Source organism: Erythrobacter sp. NAP1 (assembly GCF_000152865.1).
In the GTDB taxonomy this organism is placed as follows: Bacteria; Pseudomonadota; Alphaproteobacteria; order Sphingomonadales; family Sphingomonadaceae; genus Erythrobacter.
Map to the genome: position 1 here is coordinate 924,043 of NZ_CH672390.1, position 23,030 is coordinate 947,072.

Below are 23,030 nucleotides of genomic sequence, written 5' to 3' on the forward strand. Positions count from 1 at the left end.
CAGTCGCAACCTTGGGTGGTGGAAGGGGCAGGCATGGCTACTCAATTGTTCGCGCCCGATCCGATCGATTTTTTCGATCCGGTGCCATACTCGCTTGTTGAGTATCAGGGACACATGATCGTTGGCGGGATCTGGTTCGTGGCGGCATTGGTCGCATTTTTCGCGACCAAGGGAAGCCGGCTGCATATTCGCGCAGGGCAGGTTTGCATCGCATCGGTCTTGCTGATCGGCGTGACGGCATTGGTGATGCTGGCAAGGGAGTTTATCGCGCCGCTCGCGCTCAATGCAGTGACGTCGTCCTACGCTGTGATCACGGCCTGGCTGGCGCTCAAGCCGTCGAGCGCAAATGTGCGCAGCGCAGAGGTCGCGCTCAGCGTGATCGAGGTGGCTGCCGTTGCCGCGTTCCTGGCAATTGCCCTGCCTAATGTGATGTCGGGCCTAGTGCCTCCTATCGGTCCGGTCGTGGTACTGCTCGTCCCGTTGATCCTGCTTGGCGGGGACATCAATTGGCACCTTCGCCAGCATGATCGTGCCAGATTGCGCGTGGGGAGGCATCTGGCACGTATGATCTGGGCATTCGTCATCGTGCTGCGCGCTCCGCTCGTCGAGTTTGAAACCGCCGGGTTTTACGAATTGCCCGATCCCTTGCTGGTGGCTGGGCCGGTGCTGCTTGGCGCGGTCATGCTTTTTTACGCGCAATATCGGTTCGCGGGACCAACGCGCGGATCCCAAAAGCCTCAGGCGGTGTGATATCCAAGCTTCTCAATCAGCGCTTCGACCGCCTCACTGATCGTCTGCCAGCATTGCTCGAAACCATCTTCATCGCCGTAATAGGGATCGGGCACAGACTCTCCCTCACGGCCCGGAACAAGGTCGAGCAAAAGATCGACCTTCGCCGTTCCGTGCTTGGGTTTGCGCGCCTTGATCCCGGCCAGATTAGCTTTATCGAGAGCAAGGATATGGGTGAAGTCGTGGAAATCTGCCTCGGTCAGCTGCCGACCAAGAGCCTTCGAAATATCGACACCATGCGAGCGCGCCGTAGCGATGGCTCGCGGATCGGGGTTTTCGCCGATGTGGTAGGCGGCAGTCCCAACCGAATCCACTTGCAGCTCGATACCAGCCGCCGCCGCTGCTTCTCGCAAAGCGCCTTCCGCCATGGGAGAGCGGCAAATATTCCCGAGGCACACAAAGAGCACCTTGGGAACGTGGTTATCGACCCGTGTCATGGTGGCTGTGTAGTGTAAGACTTTCCGACAACGCAATAATTACCGTGCTAAAAAAGAGGTTAAGATAATGTCCTCCAAATTCTTGATCGGCCTGATCGCTGCAGCTTTACCCCTTTCGCCTGTTCTTGCAGGTCCGGTCGAAGACTATGAGGCCGTGCGCGAAGAAGTGTGGGAATGGCGGCTCGACAACAATCCGCAGCTTGCCACCAGCGTCGGCGATCGACGCGGCGACGGCAAGCTTGGTGACTGGTCGCTGGAGGCGCATATCCGCTCGATCGAGGAGGCGCGCGCATTTGTCGAACGCCTCGATGCCATTGATACCAGTGGCTTTTCGCCCGAGATGATGGTCGATTTCGGTGTGATCCGTTCTAGCCTCGCCGATGCGGTGGCAGCAGGCGAACATGAGCACGACTATTACATCCTTTTCACCAATCGCGGCGGCTGGTTCAGCGGATTTACCTCGCTGCCGAATGGCTCGCCGTTTTTCACGCTGGCCGATTACGAAAGCTACATTTCGCGGCTGGGTGCCTATGGCGAAGTCAACGATGACGGGATCGCGCGCAGCCGGATCGCTGTGGAAAAAGGGCTGACCCAACCGTGCGAACCAATGGAAGGCCTCGATGCCCGCATCGGGCAGTTAATCGTCGACGACCCGACACAGACGCCATTCTGGGGGCCATTCGTGGGCGAAAGGCCTGCAGCTTTCAGCGACGAAGTCTGGTCAGAACTGCAAGATCGCGCGCGCGAGGCAATCACCGGTACAGTCATTCCGGCATACCGCGAGTTCTTGAACTTCTACACCGAAGAGTACGCCCCCAATTGCCGTGAGGGAGTACCCGGTGTTTCCGCAACGCCGGGAGGCGAAGATTACTACGACTATCGCGTGCGTAGTTTCACCACGACAGATATGACTGCAGACGAAGTGCACAATCTCGGACTGTCCGAGGTCGCGCGTATTCGCGCCGAAATGGAAGAGGTCGCGGCAGAGGCAGGCTTCGATAGCCGCGAGGCCTATATCGAGCACCTGCGCACTGATCCGCAATATTACATGACCGACGAGGACGCGTATGTCCGCTACGTCGCTGCGCTCGCCAAGCATATTGACGGCTTCATGCCTGAGCTTTTCGGGCGCTTGCCGCGCAATCCTTACACGGTGTCGCCCATTCCCGCCGCGCAGGCACCGGGCAATACGACCGCGTATTACGAGCCGGGTTCGCTGGAGACAGGTTCGGCGGGCATCTATCGCATCAACACGACCGAGTTGGACCAACGACCGCTCTGGGAATTGCCTGCACTTGGCGTACATGAGGCAGTTCCAGGGCACCACCTGCAGATCGCGATCCAGCAGGAACTCGACATCCACCCGCTGCGCGCCAACGGTACATTCTTCACTGCTTTTGTTGAGGGCTGGGGGCTTTATTCCGAACGGCTCGGTATCGAGATGGGGCTATACGACACACCGGCCAAGCAGATGGGGCGCCTGTCCTACGAGATGTGGCGCGCGACGCGCTTGGTCGTCGATACGGGGCTTCATTCAAAGGGATGGAGCAAGCAGCAGGCGGTCGACTACATGCTCGACAACACTGCGCTTTCGCCGGGTAACATCGACGCAGAGGTCAATCGGTACATGACATGGCCGGGCCAGGCGCTTGCTTACAAGGTTGGCGAACTCAAGATCCGCGAACTGCGCATGCGGGCGGAGGAAGCTCTGGGCGCGGAATTCTCGCTGCGTGACTTCCACGATACCGTGCTGGAAAACGGATCGATCCCGCTCGACGTGCTCGAAGGGCACGTTGATCGGTGGATCGCGGCGCAGCTCGCTGAGTAATCAGGCTGGAACGGGGAAGGGCTCGGTCGAGCCGAGCACTTCCTCGACTATCTTTCTGACATTGACCTGCGCCTTAAGCCGCGCGCCGAGCAGGGCTGTGCCAGATACCTTGCGCTGAACGAATAACGTCTCGATTGGAGGGAAGGCCCAGGTGTCCTTATCCTGCGCGATTTCCCAACCTTCGTCGCGCAGCAGTGGGACGAACGCGCGGTCGCCGAAGTCGAACGGCTTGTCCTCGCGCATCTCGCCAATGACGATGTCGACCATGCGTCCCACGCGCTCGGGGTGCTTTTCGTAGACGATCGGCATCATGAAACCGGATTCGATCGTCGCCTTGATGACCTCATCGCGATCGCCAGCAAGCCCGGCTTTGAGCATGTTGCGGTAGCCATTTGCGACGGTGGGATCGACGGGGCGACAAGCACCGAAATCGAGCAGGACGATCTCGCCTGTGTCGCGGCGGAAGCGGTAGTTTGCAAAGTTGGGGTCGGTCTGCATTATCCCGAAATCGAACAATTCGCGCGCGACCAGTTTCATGAGGCGGGTCATCACCTCGTCCCGGCGTTCTGGCGCCTCTTCATCGAGCCGCTCGATCGAAACGCCATCCTCGAAGCTCATCGCGAGGATCGAGCCGCGCGTTAGTCCTTCGTGGAGACGGGGGACGACAAAGCCTTCTTCGCCTTCAAGCGTGCGGCGATAGAGCTCCATCTGCTCGCCTTCGCGCCGATAGTCTGCTTCCTCGTGAAGCTGCTTTTTCGCCACCGCGAGCAGCTTGTCGATTTCAAGCTCCGGCGGGGCGAACCCTGCAACCTTGAGCAGCGTCATCACGTTGTCGACGTCGCTGTCGATGCTCTTGGCAATGCCGGGATACTGGACCTTGATCGCCAGTTCCTCGCCATCGCGGGTCATGGCCTTGTGCACCTGACCGATGCTGGCCGCCGCAATCGGGCGCGGGTTGAACCACTTGAACTGGCGGCGCCAGTCATTGCCCCATTCGGCCTTCAGCACGCTGTCGAGCTGCTTGGTGGGCATGAAATTGGCCTGATCGCGCAGGCGAGCGAGAATCTCGGACAATTCCGGCGGGAGGAAATCGCCCGCATCCATGCTGATCATCTGGCCCATTTTCATCGCCGCACCCCGAAGATGCGAGAGGCGATCGGTCATACGCTTCACGTTGCCCGGCGTCAGGATCAGGTCGCGCGGATTGATCGGCTCTCCGCTCGTGAGCCGGCGTGCGCCCTCCGCAGCCATCCCGCCAGCGACACCGCCGACGAGCCTTCCAAAGGTCCCGAAGCGCGCGATCCGGCCCGAGGGCACGGCACGTTCCCGGTTCCTGTCAGCACGATTTTTTGGCGAATTGTCGAAGCTGTCGTCAGGCATGGCGCTCTAGATAGGGTGTGTGGGTGGAAAGCCCAGAAAAACAATCGAGGTTAGATACGCGACCCTCGAGATGAAGGTTGCGCCAGATGCAAGAACGGCCCCGCCATAAAGGATGGCGGGGCCGTTTCTATCAGGTCAGGTCACTGACCGAATTCAGTACCGGATTAGGCGAGCGATGCGCGCGTTCCGCCTGCGATATAGTTCACATAAATCGCGTGGATGAGACCCGGAATAAAGAACAGCAGGGTCAGCACGAGGTTGATCAGAAAATCAGTGCCGAGGCCCTTCTTGATTGCGACGCCAAGCGGCGGAAGAAGGATAGTGGCGATAAGTGCGATAAGTTCCATCATGGGTGGGGCTCCTAGATTTGCGTTTGCGGCGAATGCCTCGCCTTGGTTACGCCTATCTTACCCTTGGAAATGCAGCTTCGTTCCGAGAAATCTCAAGTGGAACCAATCGCCTAGCTAAGTGTAAATAGGGGCTCAGCTGATGCACAAGCCCCCGTCGACCGGTAGACTCTGCCCGGTAATGTAGTCGCTGTGCGATGAGGCGAAGAAGACTGCCAAGCCTTCCAGTCCATCATGATCGCCGAACCGGCCAAGAGGGACGCGTTTTGCAATCCACTCGCCGAACTTCGGATTGGCAGCCGCCGTCAGCGGCGTTTCGTAAAATCCGAAAAGAAGCGCATTGGCAGTGATGCCATATCGAGCGAGTTCGAACGCTGCGCCGCGCGTGAGGCCGTTCACCGCAGCCTTCGATGCCGCGTAATCGGAGCTTTTGTTCACCCCCATGATCGACTGATCCGAGGAGGTGACGATGAGTTTACCGCCGGGGTCGCCCCTTTCCGCCCGCTCGATCATGTGACGCGATACGTGCTTGTAGGTGAGCGCTGCGCCGCGTGTGTTGACCGCCATCGTGGCGTCCCAACCTTCGGCAGTGATGTCGGGAATCCGCGTTCCAGCACCTGAACGTCCCGCATTGGCGAAGACTGCATCTATCCGGCCTAACGCGTCGAGCGTGTCTTGAGTGGCAGTTTCAATCGTCGTCTCATCAGTGACATCGCAGGCGCACGCGATCACCTCTCCGGAACCCAAAGCATCGAGCTCTGAAACCGTAGAAGCACTCTTCTGCGTATCTCGTGCCCAGATGGCGATATCGGCTCCTGCTTTGGCGAGGCCTCTGGCCATCGAAAGACCGATCCCGGAATTGCCACCGGTGACGACGACCGTGCGGCCTGAAAGATCAAACATATCCATGGTTCACAGGAGTGACCCAATTGGCTTAGGGCCGCAAGACTGAGTAACCGGACAAAACAATGGACAGCACCACTTCGCTAACCCCCGCATCACGTTGGCTCGGCTATGCAGGCCTGTTGCCGCAAATCATCTGCGTGACGCTGGCTGCTACGGGCCATGAATATGCCTACACAGCTCTGGCTGGCGGGTTTGCCTATGCAGCGGCGATCTTCAGCTTTCTTGGCGGAGTGTGGTGGGGACAATCCATCGCGAGCGGCAAGGGCGGAGCTGGAGCATATCTGGTCTCGGTCATGCCCAGCCTGATTGCGGTGGCGCTGTTTTTACCGTGGAGCTTCGGATGGGGCTGGCCGGGACCGGCGCTGCTCTATCTCGGCGCGCTGATCGTGCTTTCTCCCTTGGTCGACCGCTGGCTCGGTTTTGCTGCGAAGGATTTCATGCAGCTAAGAGTGCAATTGTCGGTCGGCTTGGGATTGTTGACGATCGCGCTCGGCCTCGTTGCCGATCGGATCGTCTAGTTTCTGGCAAGATGTGTTGGTCGGGAAGAGAGGATTCGAACCTCCGGCCCCCGCCTCCCGAAGACGGTGCTCTACCAGGCTGAGCTACTTCCCGACTCAGATGGCATGAGCGCGAGCGCGTTCATGCGGTAGGGGCGCGCCTATAAGTGTGGATAGCGCGGGTGGCAAGCGCACTTTTGCACCTTATAGTTCGCCCCATGGCCTCTCAGTCGATTCCAACCCAGCTTACCGAGCCCGCTCATCCCGAATGGCAATACCTCAATCTTATGCGCGAGATTTGGGAGAGGGGGAGCGAGCGCATGGATCGCACGGGCACGGGTACGCGCTCGATCGCAGGGGCAATGCTGCGATACGATCTTGCCGACGGCGCAATGCCGTTGCTCACGACCAAGCGCGTCTACTGGAAGACCGCTACGCGCGAGATGCTGTGGTTCCTGACCGGCGAGACCAATATCCGCCCGCTGGTGCTACAGGGTGTGAAGATCTGGAATGAGTGGCCGCACGCCAATTACGTGCGCGAGACCGGCGACGAGATCGCGTTAGAGGACTTTGTCAAACGCATCGCCGATGATGAGGGCTTTGCGAAAAGATGGGGCGATCTTGGTCCCGTTTACGGCAAGCAGTGGGTCGACTGGCCGACCTATCGCTATCGCAAGGATGGCCTCTACGAGAAGGGCGAGGGGATCAACCAAGTCGCCGAAGTGGTCGAAAGCCTACGCAACAATCCTGGCAGCCGCCGCCACATCATCGAAGGGTGGAACGTCGCCGAACTCGACCGCATGGCGCTGCCGCCGTGCCACAAGACCTACCAGTTCCATGTTGCAGGGGCCAAAGGGAAGGAGCGCCTCAATTGCCTCCTTTATCAGCGCAGCTGCGATGTTGCGCTTGGCCTGCCCTTCAACCTGTGGTCGGCGGCGCTGCTGACCCGGATGATGGCGCAGCAGACCGGTCTTGAGGCGGGTGAACTCATATGGATGGGCGGAGACGTCCACCTCTACCTGAACCACGCGCATTTGATCGAGGAGCAGCTGACCCGCGAGCCCACCGGCAACCCGCGTCTCGAAATCACCAGAAAGCCCGAAACAATATTCGACTACAAAATCGAGGATTTCCGGGTTGATGATTACGCGCCGCTGCCTCCTATCAAGGCTCCTGTTGCGGTCTGAATACCGCCGCTTGACCGCCGCATTTTGCTGACATAGCTGCCCTCCTGAAACTGTTCTTGGGAGAGCAAATCTATGGCCGATGCGGCCGACAATCCGTCCCCCAAAGGCGACAATCGCCCGGCGCTCGCTCTGCACGTACCAGAGCCCAAGTCGCGACCCGGCGATCCGGTCGACTTTTCCGAACTCGACATTCCCGAAGCCGGCTCGCAGCCGCGCCCCGACGAAGGCGCCAAGCCTGAGGACATGAAGGACCTGGCCTACGGCCTCGTCCGCGTACTGGGTGATGACAACAAAGCGCATGGGCCTTGGGACCCCAAGCTGGACCCCGAAACCCTGCGCACGATGCTTGGCCATATGGCTTTGACCCGCGCTTTCGATGAGCGCATGTTTCGTGGTCAGCGCCAGGGCAAGACATCGTTCTACATGAAGTGCACCGGCGAAGAGGCGACCAGCATTTCTGCTGCTATGGCGCTGGCATCGGACGACATGGTATTCCCGAGCTACCGCCAGCAGGGCATCCTGATCGCGCGCGGTTATCCGCTGATCGAAATGATCAACCAGATCTACTCGAACAAGGGCGACAAGCTGAAGGGCCGTCAGCTGCCGATCATGTATTCGAGCCGCGAGCACTCGTTCTTCTCGATCTCGGGCAACCTCGCAACGCAGACGCCACAGGCAGTCGGCTGGGCGATGGCGAGCGCGATCAAGGGCGACAGCCGGATCGCTGCAACCTGGGTGGGCGAGGGCTCTACTGCGGAAGGCGACTTCCACTCAGCCTGCACCTTCGCGACTGTCTACAACGCGCCTGTGATCCTGAACGTGATCAACAACCAGTGGGCGATTTCGAGCTTTTCGGGTTTCGCAGGGTCCGAACGCACCACCTTTGCTGCACGCGCTCTTGGGTATGGTCTTGCGGGCCTGCGCGTCGACGGTAACGATGCGCTCGCATGCTTCGCAGCGCAGCAGTGGGCGGCCAACCGCGCGAGAGCCAATCAGGGCCCGACCCTGATCGAATACTTCACCTACCGCGCCGAAGGTCACTCAACCTCGGACGATCCATCCGGATATCGCTCTGCGCAAGAGCGTGAGGAATGGCCGCTGGGTGATCCGGTCATGCGCCTCAAGAACCACCTCATCGCAATCGGTGAGTGGGACGAAGAGCGCCAGGAAAAGATGGATCTCGAAGCTGCCGAGCTGGTCAAGAAGACCACCAAGGAAGCCGAGAAGAACGGCATCCTCGGCCACGGCCTCCACCATCCGTTCCACACCATGTTCGAAGACGTGTTCGAAGAGCTGCCCTGGCACCTCAAGGAACAGGCCGAGCAGGCAACGCGTGAGCGGATTACGAAATTCGGTTCGGAAAGGCCCGACGCATGAGCACCGATGTGAAAACCGATGCGTCCGCAGAGGCGCAGGCCGAACGCCGGATTAACATGATCGAGGCGATCAATGAAGCGCTCGACATCATGCTTGAGCGTGACGACGACGTAATCGTGATGGGCGAAGATGTCGGCTATTTCGGCGGCGTGTTCCGCTGCACTGCCGGCTTGCAGGAAAAACACGGCAAGACCCGCGTCTTCGACACGCCGATTTCCGAATGCGGGATCATCGGTGTCGCCGTGGGGATGGGGGCCTATGGCCTGCGTCCTGTCCCGGAAATTCAGTTTGCCGACTACATCTATCCCGGCCTCGACCAGCTGATCTCAGAAGCAGCCCGCCTGCGTTATCGTTCGGCCACCGAATACATCGCGCCGATGACGGTGCGCTCGCCTTTCGGCGGCGGTATTTTCGGCGGGCAGACTCACTCGCAATCGCCGGAGAGCATTTTTACGCACGTATCGGGCCTCAAAACCGTGATCCCGTCTACGCCTTATGATGCGAAGGGCCTCCTCATCAGCTGCATCGAAGACAACGATCCGGTGATCTTCTTTGAGCCTAAGCGTATCTATAATGGCCCGTTCTCAGGTTTTTACGACAAGCCGGTCGAGCCGTGGAAAAAGCACAAGGATTCGGTGGTGCCGGAAGGCTACTACAAGATCCCGCTCGGCAAGGCGCGCACCGTGCAAGAGGGCGAGGCGCTAACCGTGCTCGCCTATGGCACGATGGTTCATGTGGCGGAGGCCGTGTGCCGCGAGAAGGGCGTGGACGCTGACATTCTCGACCTGCGCACGCTCGTCCCGCTCGACATCGAGGCAATTGAGGCCTCAGTGAAGAAGACCGGGCGCTGTCTCATCGTTCACGAAGCGACCCGCACCAGCGGTTTCGGCTCCGAACTCTCGGCCTTGGTTACAGAACGTTGCTTCTATCACCTCGAAGCGCCGGTCGAACGTGTGACCGGCTTCGACACTCCCTATCCGCACAGCCTCGAATGGGCCTATTTCCCCGGCCCTGTCCGTATCGGCGAGGCCATCGACAAGATTCTGAAGGACTAAGCGCATATGGCGAAGTTCACTTTCAACATGCCCGATGTGGGCGAAGGCGTGGCCGAGGCGGAGATCGTCGAATGGCTGGTCAAGGTCGGCGACACCGTTGCCGAGGACCAGCATCTCGTCGACGTGATGACCGACAAGGCGACGATCGACATCGAGAGCCCGGTCGATGGCAAGGTCCTCGAAGTGGCAGGCGAAGTCGGCGACGTGGTCGCGGTTGGCTCGATGCTACTGGTGGTCGAGGTCGAAGGCGAAGTTTCCGACGAGGTTGAAGAGGAGGCCGCACCAGCGCCCACTCCTGAACCCGCAGCAGAGCCGAAAGAAGCGTCGGCCCCGATGCCCGATCCCACAATCACGCCTGAGCCTGAACTCGAGCCTGCACCGGCTCCAACTCCTAGCCCGACGCCCGCATCCGAGCCTGCTGCAACAGCAGCCAAGGTTCTCGCATCGCCTGCCGTGCGCAAGCGTGCCAATGATCTCGGCGTCGATCTTTCGCGGGTGAAGCCTGCCGAAGATGGCCGCGTGCGCCACGGCGATCTCGATCAGTTCATCGCCTACAATTCGGGCGGTGGGTATTCGCCCGCTGGCCGCACCCGCGAGGACGAGCCGATCAAGGTCATCGGCCTTCGCAAACGCATCGCTCAGAACATGAGCGCGGCCAAGCGTAACATCCCGCACTTCACCTATGTCGAAGAATGCGACGTCACCGCATTGGAAGCGATGCGAGCCGACCTCAACAGCGCGCGTGGCGACAAGCCGAAGCTTACGATGCTGCCGCTGCTCATCACGGCGTTCTGCAAGCTGATCCCGCATTATCCGATGATCAATGCGCGCTACGATGACGAGGCGAATGTCGTCACGCGCCACGGCAGCGTGCACATGGGCATGGCGACGCAGACCGACAACGGCCTGATGGTCCCGGTCATTCGCGACGCACAATCTCGCAATCTGTGGCAGCTGGCGACCGAGATCGGAAGTCTTGCAAATGCTGCGCGCGATGGTTCGGCGAAGTCGGAAGAGCTCTCAGGCTCGACGATCACAGTCACGTCGCTCGGACCGCTTGGCGGTGTTGCGACCACTCCTGTCATCAACCGTCCCGAAGTCGCCATCATCGGACCTAACCGTATCATCGAACGCCCCATGTTCGTCTCTGACGGGCAGGGCGGTGAGCGAATCGAGAAGCGCAAGCTCATGAATATCTCGATTTCCTGCGATCACCGCGTGGTCGACGGATACGACGCGGCAAGCTTCATCCAGGACGTGAAGAAGCTCATCGAAACGCCGGTTTTGCTGCTGTCAGATTGAGGTGTAGTCTGCTCCCTCGAGGAGGGAGGAGTTCATGCAGCGCAATCCGAAAGTCGACGCGTATATCGCGCGGCAGGCTGACTTTGCTCAGCCGATACTGAAGCATGTGCGCGATCTGGCTCACGACGCGCTTCCCGATGGTGAGGAAGTGCTGAAATGGGGCATGCCGTACTTCACCGTGAACGGTAAGAACGCGGTCGGAATGGCGGCGTTCAAGGAGCATGCGTCGGTCATGGTCTGCAGCACCGTCACCGCAGGCGGCGGGATGGGTAATTTCGGCAAACTCACCGCCATCGACGAATTGCCGGGCGATGAAGACCTGATGCAGCAATTCCGCGATTCTGCGGTCGCGGTCCAATCGCCAAAAACCTCTAAGCCAAAGCCCAAGGCGGCGCTCGATACGCCCAGCGATCTTGCCAATGCGATCGATTCGACTGCTGGCGCCCGTGCCGTGTTCGATGGTTTCACCGACGCCCAGCGACGTGACTACATCGACTGGATCACCTCTGCGAAACGCGAAGCGACCCGCGAAAAGCGCGTGGCTCAGGCAGCAGAATGGATCGGTGAGGGCAAGCGTCGGAACTGGAAATACGAGAACTGCTGAGAGTTTTTCATCGCGCGTGAAAAAAGGTGCGATGCTTTGTTGACAGGGTTCGCGCACGGCCCTATCTGCGCGTCTCCCAAGGGCGCTGACGCCGCAAAGATGCGCGGGTGTAGCTCAGTTGGTTAGAGTATCGGCCTGTCACGCCGAGGGTCGCGGGTTCGAGTCCCGTCACTCGCGCCACTTGGGACATTTCCAGAAAATGGCAGTCTATCCTCTCGTGTTTTGCGCGGGGGGTTTAGCTGTGTCTGTGCGAGATGCTCAACCAATTGGTTGACTTTCACGGCTCGCGATGATTACTTAACCATATGGTTGAACATAAATCGCAAGCCGATCTGGTGTTTCACGCTCTGAGTGACCCGACGCGGCGCATGATGGTCGAGCGATTGTCGCAGAGGCCACTGACGGTGAGCGAGCTGGCCGAACCGCTCGCGATGAGCATGGCGGGCGTATCCAAACATGTCGGCGTGCTTGAAAAGGCCGGGATCGTTGCGCGGCACAAGCGCGGGCGCGAACGGGTCTGTACTTTGCAGCCCGACTCTCTGCTGGCTGCGCGCGATTGGGTCGAACGGTACGCGCAATTCTGGAGCGAGCGGCTTGATGCGCTCGACACAGCTTTGAAGGAGGATGGCGATGAGTGACTATGGAAGGCAGACGGGGCCGCAAAGCCTCGAGTTCGAACGCATTTTCGACGCTCCGATCGAGAAGGTCTGGCAGTTCCTAGTCGACCCAGAGAAGCGCAAACTCTGGTTCTGTAGTGGTTCGACCGATGACAGGGTCGGGGGCGAGATCGTGTTCGAATTCGACCACCGCCGCCTTGCTGAAAGCCCTCCGCCGCAGAAATACGCCTCGGAAGAGACTGCAACGCATCGCGGCGAGATCCTCGAGTACGATCCGCCAAAGCACCTCGCATTTACGTGGTTTGAATCGGCTGGAGGGGGATCGAGCAAGGTTGAGATTTCGCTGTCTGCCATCGACGATGCCTCCACGCGATTAAGGCTTACGCATGACGGCATCGTCGGCCGTGAAATGCTGGTGGGCGTTTTCGCAGGCTGGCACGGCCATTTCGACCTGCTCGCCGAGGTGCTCACTGGTCCTCGCAGGAGCGACTTCTGGGTGGTCGACCAACGGCTCGAGGCCGAGTACGAACGGCGTATCGCCTAGAACCGATCAGTCCGATTTTACCTCCGCCAGCGCGGCAAGGTTGGCTTCATGCTGCGCCTTGTCGATCTTGTAGCGTGACAAGCAGTAGAGGGCAGCCATCCATAGAATGAGCAGCGTTGGCGCGTAAAATGCGCCGAGCTGCCAGAGCGTGTCTTGAGGAACGGCAGAGGGCTCCTCGCCCTCGGGAAATGCGATCAGCGACAGGATTAGGCCTGCTGCGAGCACGCCGAGCCCCTGGGTTGTCTTCCGCGTGAATGTCATCGCTGCGTAGTAGACGCCCTCGTTTCGGCGTCCGGTCCTCACCTGATTGGATTCAACGAGGTCTGCGATCATCGAGTAGGACACGGTCTGCACTGCGATGATCAGCGCAAGATCAAAGATATTCACCGCCAGCATGATCGGGAACAGGATGGGGTCCCCGTTCTCCGGCATCAGGTCCACGAGCCGCAGCAGGACGGGCAGAGGCTGAATCGTGAAGGCAAGCAGCCCGAGCGCGATGGTCGCGTGCTTCTTGCCCAGTTTGCGCACGGCGAAAGGCGCAATGAAGAAGGACATCGCCGCTGAAATGAAAACAGTCGTCGTCCAGATGAAGATCTGAAACTCGCTGAAGCCCCAGAAATAGTTGAGCATCAGGAAAGCGAGCGAGGTGTTTACGCCTAGCGCGATTGAGAAGATCACGGTTGCAATGAACAGCGCAATGAAGCTGCGCTCGCTCAGGATTTCGAACATTTCGCGCAATATCCGCCTGAGGCTGAAGCGTTCGGGACTGGGGCTTGGCTTGCTGAATGTGGGAATGCGGTGATGCGTGCCCATCGCTGACACAAGAATAGCGGTCACCATCAGCACGCTCGCCACGACCCCATACGTGCGAAAACCATCGGGATCGCGCATGCCAAGCGGGCCGGTCAGCAAGACGCCGAACATCAACACGCTCATCGCATTGCCGCCCACCCAGCCGAAAAACAGGCGGTAGGCTTGAATACTCGTGCGCTCTTCATAGTCGCGCGAAAGCTCTGGCAGTAGCGCGCTTGAGGGCGTCTCGTAGAAGGTGATGAAAGTCCGTATCGTGACCGCAAGCACTGTCAGGTAGATGAAAAGACCGGTTTGCGACCATTCCGGCGGGCTCCACAACAGGAAATAGCTGAGGCCCACGGGCAGTGCGGCTGCGTACATGAAAGGATGCCTTCGCCCCCAGCGCGACCGCAGATTGTCCGACCAATAACCAACGACCGGGTCGGAAACCGCATCGAACACCAGCGCGATAAAGATGGCGAGCCCAACAAGTCCCGGCTCCACGCCGACGACGGTGCCGTAGAACAGCAGAAGGAAATAGTTGAAGCCGCCGTCCTTCACCCCGAACGCGACCGAGCCGAAACCATGCGCCAGTTTGAGCGCGACAGGCGGCTTGTCGGCAGGTGCCGGCGCTACGCCCTCAGCGGTTGATGCCATTAAGTTCCCTCTCTCAAGAGAGAAGGCTAAGCGGTTGCTGTCAGGCTGGCAATGGCCGGGATTGAAGCCTATCTGCGCGGTCTTCGAGGAAGACAGTTCAAATCATTGGTGCCAAGTTCGGTCTCTTGCGTTCCCGAAAGGACGTAGGCGAGGCTGCCCCTGCGGTCGGTCTCGACAACATTAAGAGTAATGAGATCGCCCTCGGGATCGCTCCATTCCGCATCGCCCGGTAGTGGGTCGGCGTCATACTCGTAGATTTCGGTGAGGCTGATCACCGCCTGATTGCCTTCGGTGCTTGTCTCACCACGCCAACTCATGCGCGCACTGACTGGCGCGCCCGACACGCGGCCGGTGACGACCATGCGGGCATCGACCTGAGACTCGGATTCGAATTTCAGGCGCAGCGAAATGAAGGCCTCACTAGTGGCGCTTGTACGGGGTTTCACACGGCAGAAATATGTACGCTCAAGCGCAATTTCCTCGATATGCGCGAGCGCTTTTTGAGCCTCCGACTGGGCCGATGCGGGCACGGCTGCGGTAACGAGGCCTATAGAAATGAGTGAGGTAGCAGTCGCCCGCATCAATGCTTCTCCCGTGGCTGGCGGCGAGGATATTGCTCGTCGCAAACGGTGTCAAAGCGCAGGGCCTATGTATGAAGGCTTAAGCTGCGTCCTGATCGATCTCGCGGCTCACGCCCCATTTCCCCGTCTCCATCCAGATCAGGAAGCGCTTGAGCGGCAGGAGCCAGATGACGCCGAGGGTCACGTAAGTGATTGTTTGCGCCCATCCCGGCCATGTCGCGAGGATATCGGCGAGATAGACCGCGATCAGGATGCCATAGATGATGAGCGCGACAAACAGGCCGATGATACCAATCGGAATTCGCCAGGTTGGGGTCTCACGCATCAATTCAGTCCATAAATTCGAGTTGGTGTCACGACAGCGTCCAATGCAATGTCGTGCGGCTCTGTTGGCAGCGCCTCGCACAATTGCACGTCCCACGCGAGGCCAATCGCGATCCTGCCGGGGTTTGCGGCAAGCCAGCGATCGTAATGCCCTCCGCCTTGACCGAGGCGTGCAAGGTCTTCGGTAAAGCCTACCAGAGGTACGAAAAGAACGTCGGGCGAGATGAGGGGCGCATCTGGCGCGGGCTGCTTGATACCAAACGGTCCCTCCACAAGATCGCTCTCACCATGGGGCTCGGTGTGAACGCGAAACTCCATGAGTGACGTTTCGGACGCGAAATGAGGCAGGGCAACCGTGTGACCGGCCTCGTGGAAAAAGCGGGCATAGCCAGCCGCAGGCGCTTCGGCCCCGGTCGCGTGGTACAGCCCGATCACCGCCTCATCGCCAAGCTTCGCCAGCAGCGGCGCAGGGGGCCGATGAAACAGCAAGGCGCGAACGGCATCAGGCTGCGCCGCGACATGGTCACGGCGCGCTTTTCGAAGGCTTTTGCGAAGTATGCTCTTGTCGGTTGCTAGGTCCATGGATCGCTTCGCTACGCTCACAATGACGAAAAGAAAACGGCCCGCGAGGGCCGCAAGCGCGACTGCGCGTCCGGAGGGGTGGCGCCGAAGGCGTCGGGCCCCGTAGGAAAGCCAAGCGCGCGGATGCGCGCGCCGGCGCTTGAGGCACAAAAGTAAATGACGGGACCACCATGGGTCGGTGCCGGGAAATCCTCTGACGCCTAAAACGTCAGGTGGGCGCCGTATACTCCGGTCCCACAGCCGGACTGGTGGACCAGAGCAGGGACAGCTCCCTTGGATTGCTTATAGCCTCAGGGATTTTCTGTGGCTCGTGCCGGGCAGCCCCGCCACCGCGTCATTTAGTGCGTGGTTGACTGGCCTTCAAGCGCGCTTGCAGTTGCTTCGGCACGCGCAGCCAATGCTTCGAGCTTTTCTGCAAGGGCGGCAGAATGGGCAGCATCTTCCGCTGGGCCGCCGAACAGGTCGTGTTGATGCCTCTCGCGATCTTCGAAATCGGCAACTTTCGCCTTCAGAGCGACATTTTCCTTTCGAGCGCGTTCCTCGGCCTTGCGAAGCGTGGCGATCTCGGCGCGCAATTCGGCCTTCGCCGACCCGCTGCGCTCTTTGTCATTCTCGCTGGCCGACGCGGCCTTTTTCAGTGCATTTGCAGCATCGTCACGTGCGCGTTGCAGCTCGATCCGAAGTTCAGCAAGCTCGCCCTGAGCACTGGCTGCCTTCTCTTTCGCCTCATCCAGTTCATCGGCCATGAACAGGGCGGCGAAGACTAGGTTGTCGGCCTCCTGCGGCGCGCGCGCAGTGCCAAGCTTTGCGTAGTTTTCGTCGATAAGCTTTCCAAAAGCTTCGACTTTTTCCTCTTCGCCCGGTCCGCAGGCAATCGAGTAGGTGCGCGGTCCGACCTTGATCTTCACCTGGGTCACGCCTCAAGCTCCTCGATCAGATTGTCGATCTGACCGATCGTATCTGCAACCTCTTCACGAAGTTTCTCATGCGCGTTGACGAGCGCCATGACACGCTGCGAGCCGCCAGCGTTACTCGCGCCATCGCCGGTGTTGTCGCCCGCCTTTTGTTCGATATCCGCGCGCGCGGCTTCGATCCGCTCCATTGCGGCATTGAGGCGTGTCATCGCCTGTTCGATCCGTGCTGCACTCATGGTGGACAAGAATTTACCAAGATTGCCCACTTTCGCAAAGCCTTGGGGTCCCCTGTTGATAAGTGCTCTTGAGTCCATTGTGCAAACAAACACTTTGGGGAGCGCAAGGCGGCAAGTGTTGACCTCACCACATGGCTCGGCAATGGCAATCCGCGCTGGGACAAGGGCCCGAATCGCTGCCCATAGAACAGCGCCCAAAAGCTAAAGAGCGCGCCTTCAAACTCGCGCCAGCAGGAGCCTGACCGAGCATGACTCTCGACGCCGCCCGCCTTCAGCCGATGGCAAATGCCATCCGCGCGCTTTCCATGGACGCGGTGCAGGCCGCAAATTCGGGGCACCCCGGTATGCCAATGGGCATGGCCGATGTCGCCACCGTGCTGTTCGACCGGCACCTGAAATTCGATCCAAGCCGCCCCGACTGGGCAGACCGCGACCGTTTCGTGCTGTCGGCAGGCCATGGCTCAATGCTGATTTACTCGCTTCTTCACCTGTCAGGCTATGCGCGCCCGACGATGGATGAGATCGCGAATTTCCGCCAGCTGGGCAGCCCATGCGCCGGGCATCCGGAAAACTTCCTTCTCGAAGGTGTCGAATGCACCACCGGTCCTCTTGGGCAGGGGCTCGCGATGGCTGTCGGTATGGCGATGGCAGAGCGGCACCTCAATGCGCAGTTCGGCGATGAGCTTGTCGATCACCGCACATGGGTGGTCGCAGGCGATGGGTGCCTGATGGAAGGTATCAACCACGAAGCAATCGGCCTTGCCGGGCACTTGAACCTCGGCCGCTTGATCGTTCTTTGGGACGACAATGCCATCACCATCGACGGCGCAACCGACCTTTCGACCAGCGAAAACGTCAAGGCGCGTTACGAGGCGACCGGGTGGCATGTCGTATCCTGCGACGGTCACGATTTCGACGATATCGAGCGCGCGATCGAAGAAGCCAAGGCTGACCCGCGCCCATCTCTGGTCGCGTGCAAGACCATCATCGGCAAAGGCGCTCCCAACAAGCAGGGCACCAGTGCCACGCACGGCGCGCCCCTCGGTCCCGACGAAGTTGCTGCGGCCCGCGAAGTGCTTGGTTGGGAAGCTGAGCCATTCAACGTTCCGCAAGATATCCTCGTCGAGTGGCGCAAGACGGCCGAGCGCGGACGTCATGATCATGGCGAATGGGAGCGGCGTTTGAACGAGTCGCCCCATAGCGATGCTTTCGAAAAGCAGCTCGCGGGCGTTGCCGAAGGCGCAGACACCGCGATCCAACAACACATTCGCACGCTCGCAGCAGAACCGCAGAAGGCCGCGACCCGCAAGGCAAGCGAGATGGCGCTTGGTCCGCTGACCGAGAACCTGCCGCAGCTGATCGGTGGTTCAGCTGACCTGACGGGATCGAACAACACCAAGACGCCATCGACATTGCCGATGAGCGCGGACGATTATTCGGGCCGCTACATCTATTATGGCATTCGCGAGTTCGGCATGGCCGCAGCGATGAACGGCATGGCGCTGCATGGAGGTGTTGTCCCCTACGGCGGAACCTTCCTGATCTTCTCCGATTATTGCCGCAACGCGATCCGTCTGTCGGCGCTCCAGAAGACGCAGGCGATCTATGTCATGACCCATGACAGCATCGGCCTTGGCGAAGACGGACCCACGCACCAGCCGGTCGAGCAAGTCATGAGCCTGCGCCTGATACCGAACCTCTACACCTTCCGCCCGTGCGACACGATCGAGACAGCGGAATGCTGGGCGCTTGCGCTCAAGGCGGAGGAAACGCCTTCGGTTCTGGCTCTTACTCGTCAGGGTCTCCCGCAACTGCGCGGCGAGGGTGACGAGGCATGGACGGGCGAGAGCAATCGCTGCGCAAAGGGTGGTTATCGCTTGCGCAGCGCGAGCGCGGACCGGCGCGTCGTGATCGTCGCCAGCGGCAGCGAAGTCGCTCTTGCGATGGAATGCGCGGATCAGCTTGAAGAAGCGGGCGTCGGCGCGGATGTCGTCTCGATGCCATGCACCGAGCTCTTCGATGCGCAGGACGATGCCTACAAGGCGGACCTGCTGCCTCACGATACGCTAATCGTCTCGATCGAGGCGGGCTCGACCCTGGGCTGGGAGCGTTATACCGGGCGCGGCGGTCTCAACATCGGCATGGAAAGCTTCGGCGCCTCGGCCCCGGCAAGCGATCTGTTTGCCCATTTCGGTTTCACGGCGGACGCAATCGTCCCCCAAATCCAGAACAAATTGAACAACTAAGCAGGAGTTTCTCACATGGCTACCAAAGTCGCCATCAACGGTTTCGGCCGTATCGGACGCCTTGTCGCGCGTGCAATTCTTGAGCGTGACGACCACGATCTCGAACTCGTTTCGATCAACGACCTTGCAGATACGAAGTCGAACGCGCTGCTGTTCCAGTACGATTCCACCCATGGCCGTTTCCCCGGCACGGTCGAAGTTGCCGACGGCGCGATGGTTGTGAACGGCAAGAGCATCGCGGTTACTTCCGAGCGTGATCCGGGCAACCTTCCGCATGGCGATCAGGGCGTCGACATCGTGCTGGAATGCACCGGTTTCTTCCAGAGTCACGAAGCCGCTGAACCGCACCTCAAGGCTGGTGCAAAGCGCGTTCTGATCTCGGCTCCGGCAAAGAACGTGTCGGCCACCATCGTTTACGGTGTGAACCATGAGACGCTGACCGCCGAAGACGTGATCGTTTCGAACGCAAGCTGTACCACCAACTGCCTGTCACCGGTTGCCAAGGTGCTGAACGACACGGTCGGTATCGAGCGCGGTTTCATGACCACGATCCACTCCTACACCAACGATCAGCGCATGCTCGACCAGATGCACAGCGACATGCGCCGTGCTCGTGGCGGTGCGCAGAATATGATCCCGACCACGACCGGCGCAGCGCGCGCGGTTGGTCTGGTTCTGCCAGAACTCGCTGGCAAGCTCGACGGCTCGAGTGTCCGCGTGCCGACGCCCAATGTAAGCCTCGTTGACCTCGTCTTCACGCCGGGCCGCGACACCAGCGCCGAAGAGCTGAACGAAGCTCTCAAGGCAGCTGCCGAAGGTCCGATGAAGGGTGTTCTCGAATACACCGACCAGCCGCTGGTCTCGAGCGACTTCAACCACCAGCCCGCCAGTTCGACTGTCGACAGCCTGGAAACCAGCGTGATGGAAGGCAAGCTTGCCCGCGTGGTCAGCTGGTACGACAACGAATGGGGCTTCTCGAACCGCATGATCGACACCGCGGGCGTGATGGCAAAGTTTCTCTGATAGAAACGAACTGACGGGATGAGCGCGACATGACGGCATTCAAGACACTCGATGATCTTGGTGACGTGACCGGCAAGGTCGCGCTCGTCCGGGTCGATTTGAACCTTCCGATGAAGGATGGTTCGGCAACCGATTTGACCCGTGTCGAGGCGGTCAAACCGACCATTCTCGAACTCGCCGACAAGGGCGCGAAAGTGCTCTTGCTCGCGCATTTCGGGCGTCCCAAGGGTCAGCGTTCGAGCGTGCTTTCGACCAGCATGGTCGTGGGCGATGTCGAAAAGGTGCTCGACAAGGAGCTGATGTTCATTCCCGAGGTCCACGGACCGGTGGTGGAGCAGAGCATCGGCATCCTGCGCAACGGCGATATTGGCTTGCTCGACAACACTCGCTTCTGGCCGGGTGAGGAGGGCAATGACCCGAACTTCGCGCAGGCCATCGCGGCGCATGGCGATTTTTACGTGAATGACGCGTTCTCCGCTGCCCACCGTGCGCATGCATCGACCGAAGGCATCACGCATTTCCTGCCCTCCTATGCGGGCCGCGCGATGGAACGCGAACTCAAGGCGCTCGACGCGGCGCTGGGCAATCCCGAAGCACCGGTTGCGGCGGTCGTCGGCGGGGCGAAGGTCTCGACCAAGCTTGCCGTGCTGGAAAATCTGGTTGGCCGCGTGCAGCATCTCATCATCGGCGGCGGCATGGCCAACACCTTCCTTGCGGCGCGCGGGGTCGATGTGGGCAAGTCTCTGTGCGAACATGACCTTACAGACACCGCTTCGAAGATCATGGATGAAGCCGACCATTCGGGTTGCACCGTGCACCTGCCCTACGATGTGGTCGTCGCACAGGAATTCGCTGCCAACCCCGCGTCCTTGCGCACCTGCAACGTCCATGAGGTTTCGAGCGATGAGATGATCCTCGACATCGGACCGCAGGCAACCGAGGCGCTCGCGGATGTTCTGAAGACATGCCGCACCCTTGTCTGGAACGGGCCGCTTGGCGCATTTGAGACCGAGCCTTTTGATACCGCCACCGTCGCGCTTGCACGCCATGCGGCGGCGTTGACCCAAGAAGGATCGCTCACCAGCGTTGCTGGCGGCGGGGATACCGTTGCTGCACTTGCGCAGGCGGGTGTGACTGAAGACGTGACGTATATCTCGACGGCAGGCGGCGCCTTCCTCGAATGGATGGAAGGCAAGGAACTGCCCGGCGTCGCGGCACTTGAACGCGCCCATGGCTGACATCCAGGACAGGATCGAGGTTCTCGAGAACCGATTGATGCGCGCGTGGCTGCATCAGTCGGCAGGAGAGATCAGGAACCTCGTACAGGCGGATTGCCTGATGATGTTCGGCACCGCGCCGCCGGTATTGCTCGACCGTCCCAGCTTTATTGCCGGGCTTGAACGGGGCCTTCGATGCGACGCTTTCCGTTTTCACGAAGTCACCGCGCGCGCTTACGGCAAGACGGCGTGGTTCACCGGCCATGCGGAACTTGATCTGGCGATCGGCGCCCGGCGCTGGACCGGAAACTTCCTGATCACGGATATGTGGCGCAAGGGCACGGTTCGCCGGCGTTGGAAGCTTGCCGAACGCAGCATTGCTATGGCGGAGAACAACAGCCAGCTGTCCGATGCTATCCTCGCTCTGCAATTGTGGCGCTGATCAGCTAAGGGGCACACGATATGGCAGAAACACGGCATCTCTTCTCGACCCCTTTCGTCATCGACACGCTGCGCAGCCCGGAAGGGATCGCGCATCTAAAGAACCTGATCATGGCGGAGAAAGCGCGTGATCAGGACGGGGTGCAGATCTCCAATATCGGCGGCTGGCATTCGAACACGCAGATGCTGGAATGGGGCGGCGAAGCGGCACGTGCGCTGGCTCTGAAGGCAATGGACATGGCCGATGCGGCGATGATCAATGTCGGCGCGGATCAGGGCCGCGAATATGGCTGGGTTCCCGAGATGTGGGCCAACGTGTCGACCAAGGGCAACGCCAACCAGTACCATACGCATCCCGGCAGCTTCTGGTCCGCGGTCGCCTATATCGACGATGGATATGAAGGCGATCCCGATGCAGGGCTCGGCGGAGAATTGCAGCTTCTGGACCCGCGCATGCCGATGGTGCGGATGACCGTGCCGGACCTGCGCTTCAAGGACGTGGACGGCGGTTTGCAGAATAATGAGCCTATGGTCCGCCCTCACACCGGCCTGATCGTGATGTTTCCCAGCTGGCTCCAGCATTCGGTGCGCGCCTTTTACGGACGCGGCACGCGCATCTCGATTGCGATCAATCTGGTCGCTGGCGCCAAGACTCGCGGCGGAAACTGAGCGATGAGCGAGACGATCCAGGGAACCGAGGCCTATGGCAGCGCCGTCCTCAATGAAGAGGGCGAATTTGCCGGGTGGCATCACTGGAACTCCGACCCGTTCGAGACCCGCTCCGGCCCCTTCTTCATGAAGCGCGAAGAAGACGGCTCGTTCGTCTCCGCATTCCGCTCAGAGGATCACCACATGAACGGGGCCGGCTTCATGCATGGCGGGTGCCTGATGACCTTTGCCGATTTCGCCCTGTTCGCCATCGCCACCGATGAGCTTGCAGGGAGCAATGGCGTGACCATGAACCTTTCGGGCGACTTCCTTGGCTCGGCCGGACCCGGCGCGCTGATGGAAGCGCGCGGCGAGGTCACGCGCGGCGGCGGCAAGACCATTTTCGTGCGCGGCATGATCACTGCCGATGGCCATCCCGTTTTCAGCTTCACAGGCATTATTCGCAAGTTCACCAAACGTTGATCGGGGGCCGGTTGCG

The 23,030-nt window shown here is 60.1% G+C and carries 26 protein-coding genes, 2 tRNA genes and 1 other RNA gene; 17 read left to right on the forward strand and 12 right to left on the reverse strand.

The window, feature by feature from the left end; all coding sequences use genetic code 11:
- Positions 1–33: 33 nt before the first annotated feature.
- Positions 34–750 (forward strand): hypothetical protein, encoded by a 717-nt coding sequence (locus NAP1_RS04265; protein WP_007164005.1) that lies wholly within the window; start codon positions 34–36, stop codon positions 748–750.
- Here NAP1_RS04265 and NAP1_RS04270 read toward each other — a convergent pair.
- Positions 738–1,226, reverse strand: coding sequence for a low molecular weight protein-tyrosine-phosphatase (locus NAP1_RS04270; RefSeq protein ID WP_040464237.1), 489 nt, complete (start codon positions 1,224–1,226; stop codon positions 738–740). The genes NAP1_RS04265 and NAP1_RS04270 overlap by 13 nt on opposite strands.
- A gap of 67 nt (positions 1,227–1,293) precedes the next feature.
- Here NAP1_RS04270 and NAP1_RS04275 point away from each other — a divergent pair, with 67 nt between their 5' ends.
- Entirely contained in the window at positions 1,294–3,054 is a 1,761-nt protein-coding gene (locus tag NAP1_RS04275) for a DUF885 family protein (RefSeq protein WP_007164007.1), read from the forward strand.
- Here the strand turns inward: NAP1_RS04275 and NAP1_RS04280 are convergent, their stop codons facing one another.
- From NAP1_RS04280 to NAP1_RS04290, 3 genes are all read right to left on the reverse strand, one after another.
- A complete protein-coding gene (locus tag NAP1_RS04280) occupies positions 3,055–4,434 on the reverse strand; it encodes an AarF/ABC1/UbiB kinase family protein (RefSeq protein WP_007164008.1) in 1,380 nt (459 codons plus the stop codon). It abuts the gene before it with no gap.
- A 164-nt stretch (positions 4,435–4,598) separates the two neighbouring features.
- A complete protein-coding gene (locus NAP1_RS04285; RefSeq protein WP_040464239.1) occupies positions 4,599–4,781 on the reverse strand; it encodes a YqaE/Pmp3 family membrane protein in 183 nt (60 codons plus the stop codon).
- 135 nt (positions 4,782–4,916) lie between these two features.
- Positions 4,917–5,690: an SDR family NAD(P)-dependent oxidoreductase gene (locus NAP1_RS04290; protein ID WP_007164010.1), complete on the reverse strand. Its 774-nt coding sequence runs from the start codon at positions 5,688–5,690 to the stop codon at positions 4,917–4,919.
- A 59-nt stretch (positions 5,691–5,749) separates the two neighbouring features.
- Between NAP1_RS04290 and NAP1_RS04295 the strand changes: the two genes are divergently transcribed.
- The gene (locus NAP1_RS04295) at positions 5,750–6,205 is read left to right on the forward strand and encodes a DUF3429 domain-containing protein (protein WP_007164011.1); all 456 of its coding nucleotides are present in this window, start codon (positions 5,750–5,752) and stop codon (positions 6,203–6,205) included.
- Between the two features lie 17 nt (positions 6,206–6,222).
- On the opposite strand, the gene NAP1_RS04300 is transcribed toward NAP1_RS04295, so the two are convergent.
- A tRNA-Pro gene (locus NAP1_RS04300) sits at positions 6,223–6,299 on the reverse strand.
- Positions 6,300–6,402: 103 nt separating this feature from the next.
- Here NAP1_RS04300 and thyA point away from each other — a divergent pair.
- The 8 genes from thyA to NAP1_RS04340 all read left to right on the forward strand — a co-directional run bounded on the left by thyA (position 6,403) and on the right by NAP1_RS04340 (position 12,870).
- Positions 6,403–7,371 (forward strand): thymidylate synthase, encoded by a 969-nt coding sequence (gene thyA / locus NAP1_RS04305; RefSeq protein ID WP_007164012.1) that lies wholly within the window; start codon positions 6,403–6,405, stop codon positions 7,369–7,371.
- Positions 7,372–7,443: 72 nt separating this feature from the next.
- Positions 7,444–8,748 carry a 3-methyl-2-oxobutanoate dehydrogenase (2-methylpropanoyl-transferring) subunit alpha gene (locus NAP1_RS04310; RefSeq protein WP_007164013.1) on the forward strand — a complete coding sequence of 435 codons (1,305 nt, stop codon included), beginning with the start codon at positions 7,444–7,446 and terminating at the stop codon, positions 8,746–8,748.
- Positions 8,745–9,803: an alpha-ketoacid dehydrogenase subunit beta gene (locus tag NAP1_RS04315; RefSeq protein WP_007164014.1), complete on the forward strand. Its 1,059-nt coding sequence runs from the start codon at positions 8,745–8,747 to the stop codon at positions 9,801–9,803. The genes NAP1_RS04310 and NAP1_RS04315 overlap by 4 nt, the downstream gene beginning before the upstream one ends.
- A gap of 6 nt (positions 9,804–9,809) precedes the next feature.
- On the forward strand, positions 9,810–11,105 hold the full coding sequence (locus NAP1_RS04320; protein ID WP_007164015.1) for a dihydrolipoamide acetyltransferase family protein: 1,296 nt from the start codon (positions 9,810–9,812) through the stop codon (positions 11,103–11,105).
- Positions 11,106–11,139: 34 nt separating this feature from the next.
- Complete coding sequence (locus NAP1_RS04325; RefSeq protein ID WP_007164016.1) at positions 11,140–11,709, forward strand: YdeI/OmpD-associated family protein; 570 nt, start codon at positions 11,140–11,142, stop codon at positions 11,707–11,709.
- 103 nt (positions 11,710–11,812) lie between these two features.
- A tRNA-Asp gene (locus NAP1_RS04330) sits at positions 11,813–11,889 on the forward strand.
- A gap of 125 nt (positions 11,890–12,014) precedes the next feature.
- Complete coding sequence (locus NAP1_RS04335; RefSeq protein WP_007164017.1) at positions 12,015–12,347, forward strand: helix-turn-helix transcriptional regulator; 333 nt, start codon at positions 12,015–12,017, stop codon at positions 12,345–12,347.
- Positions 12,340–12,870 (forward strand): SRPBCC family protein, encoded by a 531-nt coding sequence (locus NAP1_RS04340; RefSeq protein ID WP_162013461.1) that lies wholly within the window; start codon positions 12,340–12,342, stop codon positions 12,868–12,870. Before NAP1_RS04335 ends, NAP1_RS04340 begins: the two co-directional genes overlap by 8 nt.
- Before the next feature lie 6 nt (positions 12,871–12,876).
- Here NAP1_RS04340 and NAP1_RS04345 read toward each other — a convergent pair whose 3' ends face one another.
- The 7 genes from NAP1_RS04345 to NAP1_RS04370 all read right to left on the reverse strand — a co-directional run bounded on the left by NAP1_RS04345 (position 12,877) and on the right by NAP1_RS04370 (position 16,929).
- The gene (locus NAP1_RS04345; RefSeq protein ID WP_007164019.1) at positions 12,877–14,319 is read right to left on the reverse strand and encodes an MFS transporter; all 1,443 of its coding nucleotides are present in this window, start codon (positions 14,317–14,319) and stop codon (positions 12,877–12,879) included.
- Between the two features lie 68 nt (positions 14,320–14,387).
- A complete protein-coding gene (locus NAP1_RS04350; protein ID WP_156777196.1) occupies positions 14,388–14,900 on the reverse strand; it encodes a hypothetical protein in 513 nt (170 codons plus the stop codon).
- Positions 14,901–14,979: 79 nt separating this feature from the next.
- Positions 14,980–15,225: a DUF2842 domain-containing protein gene (locus NAP1_RS04355; protein ID WP_007164021.1), complete on the reverse strand. Its 246-nt coding sequence runs from the start codon at positions 15,223–15,225 to the stop codon at positions 14,980–14,982.
- The gene (locus NAP1_RS04360; protein ID WP_007164022.1) at positions 15,225–15,806 is read right to left on the reverse strand and encodes a 5-formyltetrahydrofolate cyclo-ligase; all 582 of its coding nucleotides are present in this window, start codon (positions 15,804–15,806) and stop codon (positions 15,225–15,227) included. Before NAP1_RS04360 ends, NAP1_RS04355 begins: the two co-directional genes overlap by 1 nt.
- Positions 15,807–15,964: 158 nt before the next feature.
- Positions 15,965–16,133: non-coding RNA, 6S RNA (gene ssrS / locus NAP1_RS16275), on the reverse strand.
- 11 nt (positions 16,134–16,144) lie between these two features.
- On the reverse strand, positions 16,145–16,723 hold the full coding sequence (locus NAP1_RS15815; protein WP_007164023.1) for a cell division protein ZapA: 579 nt from the start codon (positions 16,721–16,723) through the stop codon (positions 16,145–16,147).
- The gene (locus NAP1_RS04370; protein WP_162013462.1) at positions 16,720–16,929 is read right to left on the reverse strand and encodes a hypothetical protein; all 210 of its coding nucleotides are present in this window, start codon (positions 16,927–16,929) and stop codon (positions 16,720–16,722) included. The genes NAP1_RS15815 and NAP1_RS04370 overlap by 4 nt, the downstream gene beginning before the upstream one ends.
- Positions 16,930–17,204: 275 nt before the next feature.
- Between NAP1_RS04370 and tkt the strand changes: the two genes are divergently transcribed.
- Genes tkt through NAP1_RS04400 form a run of 6 tightly spaced genes read left to right on the forward strand, consistent with a single transcriptional unit; the run spans position 17,205 to position 23,014 of the window.
- Positions 17,205–19,202 carry a transketolase gene (gene tkt, locus NAP1_RS04375; protein WP_007164025.1) on the forward strand — a complete coding sequence of 666 codons (1,998 nt, stop codon included), beginning with the start codon at positions 17,205–17,207 and terminating at the stop codon, positions 19,200–19,202.
- Between the two features lie 15 nt (positions 19,203–19,217).
- Positions 19,218–20,225 (forward strand): type I glyceraldehyde-3-phosphate dehydrogenase, encoded by a 1,008-nt coding sequence (gene gap / locus NAP1_RS04380; protein WP_007164026.1) that lies wholly within the window; start codon positions 19,218–19,220, stop codon positions 20,223–20,225.
- 29 nt (positions 20,226–20,254) lie between these two features.
- Complete coding sequence (gene pgk, locus NAP1_RS04385; RefSeq protein ID WP_007164027.1) at positions 20,255–21,463, forward strand: phosphoglycerate kinase; 1,209 nt, start codon at positions 20,255–20,257, stop codon at positions 21,461–21,463.
- Positions 21,456–21,884: a nuclear transport factor 2 family protein gene (locus NAP1_RS04390; RefSeq protein ID WP_007164028.1), complete on the forward strand. Its 429-nt coding sequence runs from the start codon at positions 21,456–21,458 to the stop codon at positions 21,882–21,884. Before pgk ends, NAP1_RS04390 begins: the two co-directional genes overlap by 8 nt.
- Positions 21,885–21,904: 20 nt before the next feature.
- Positions 21,905–22,552 (forward strand): TIGR02466 family protein, encoded by a 648-nt coding sequence (locus NAP1_RS04395; protein ID WP_007164029.1) that lies wholly within the window; start codon positions 21,905–21,907, stop codon positions 22,550–22,552.
- A 3-nt stretch (positions 22,553–22,555) separates the two neighbouring features.
- On the forward strand, positions 22,556–23,014 hold the full coding sequence (locus NAP1_RS04400) for a PaaI family thioesterase (RefSeq protein ID WP_007164030.1): 459 nt from the start codon (positions 22,556–22,558) through the stop codon (positions 23,012–23,014).
- Positions 23,015–23,030: the final 16 nt, after the last annotated feature.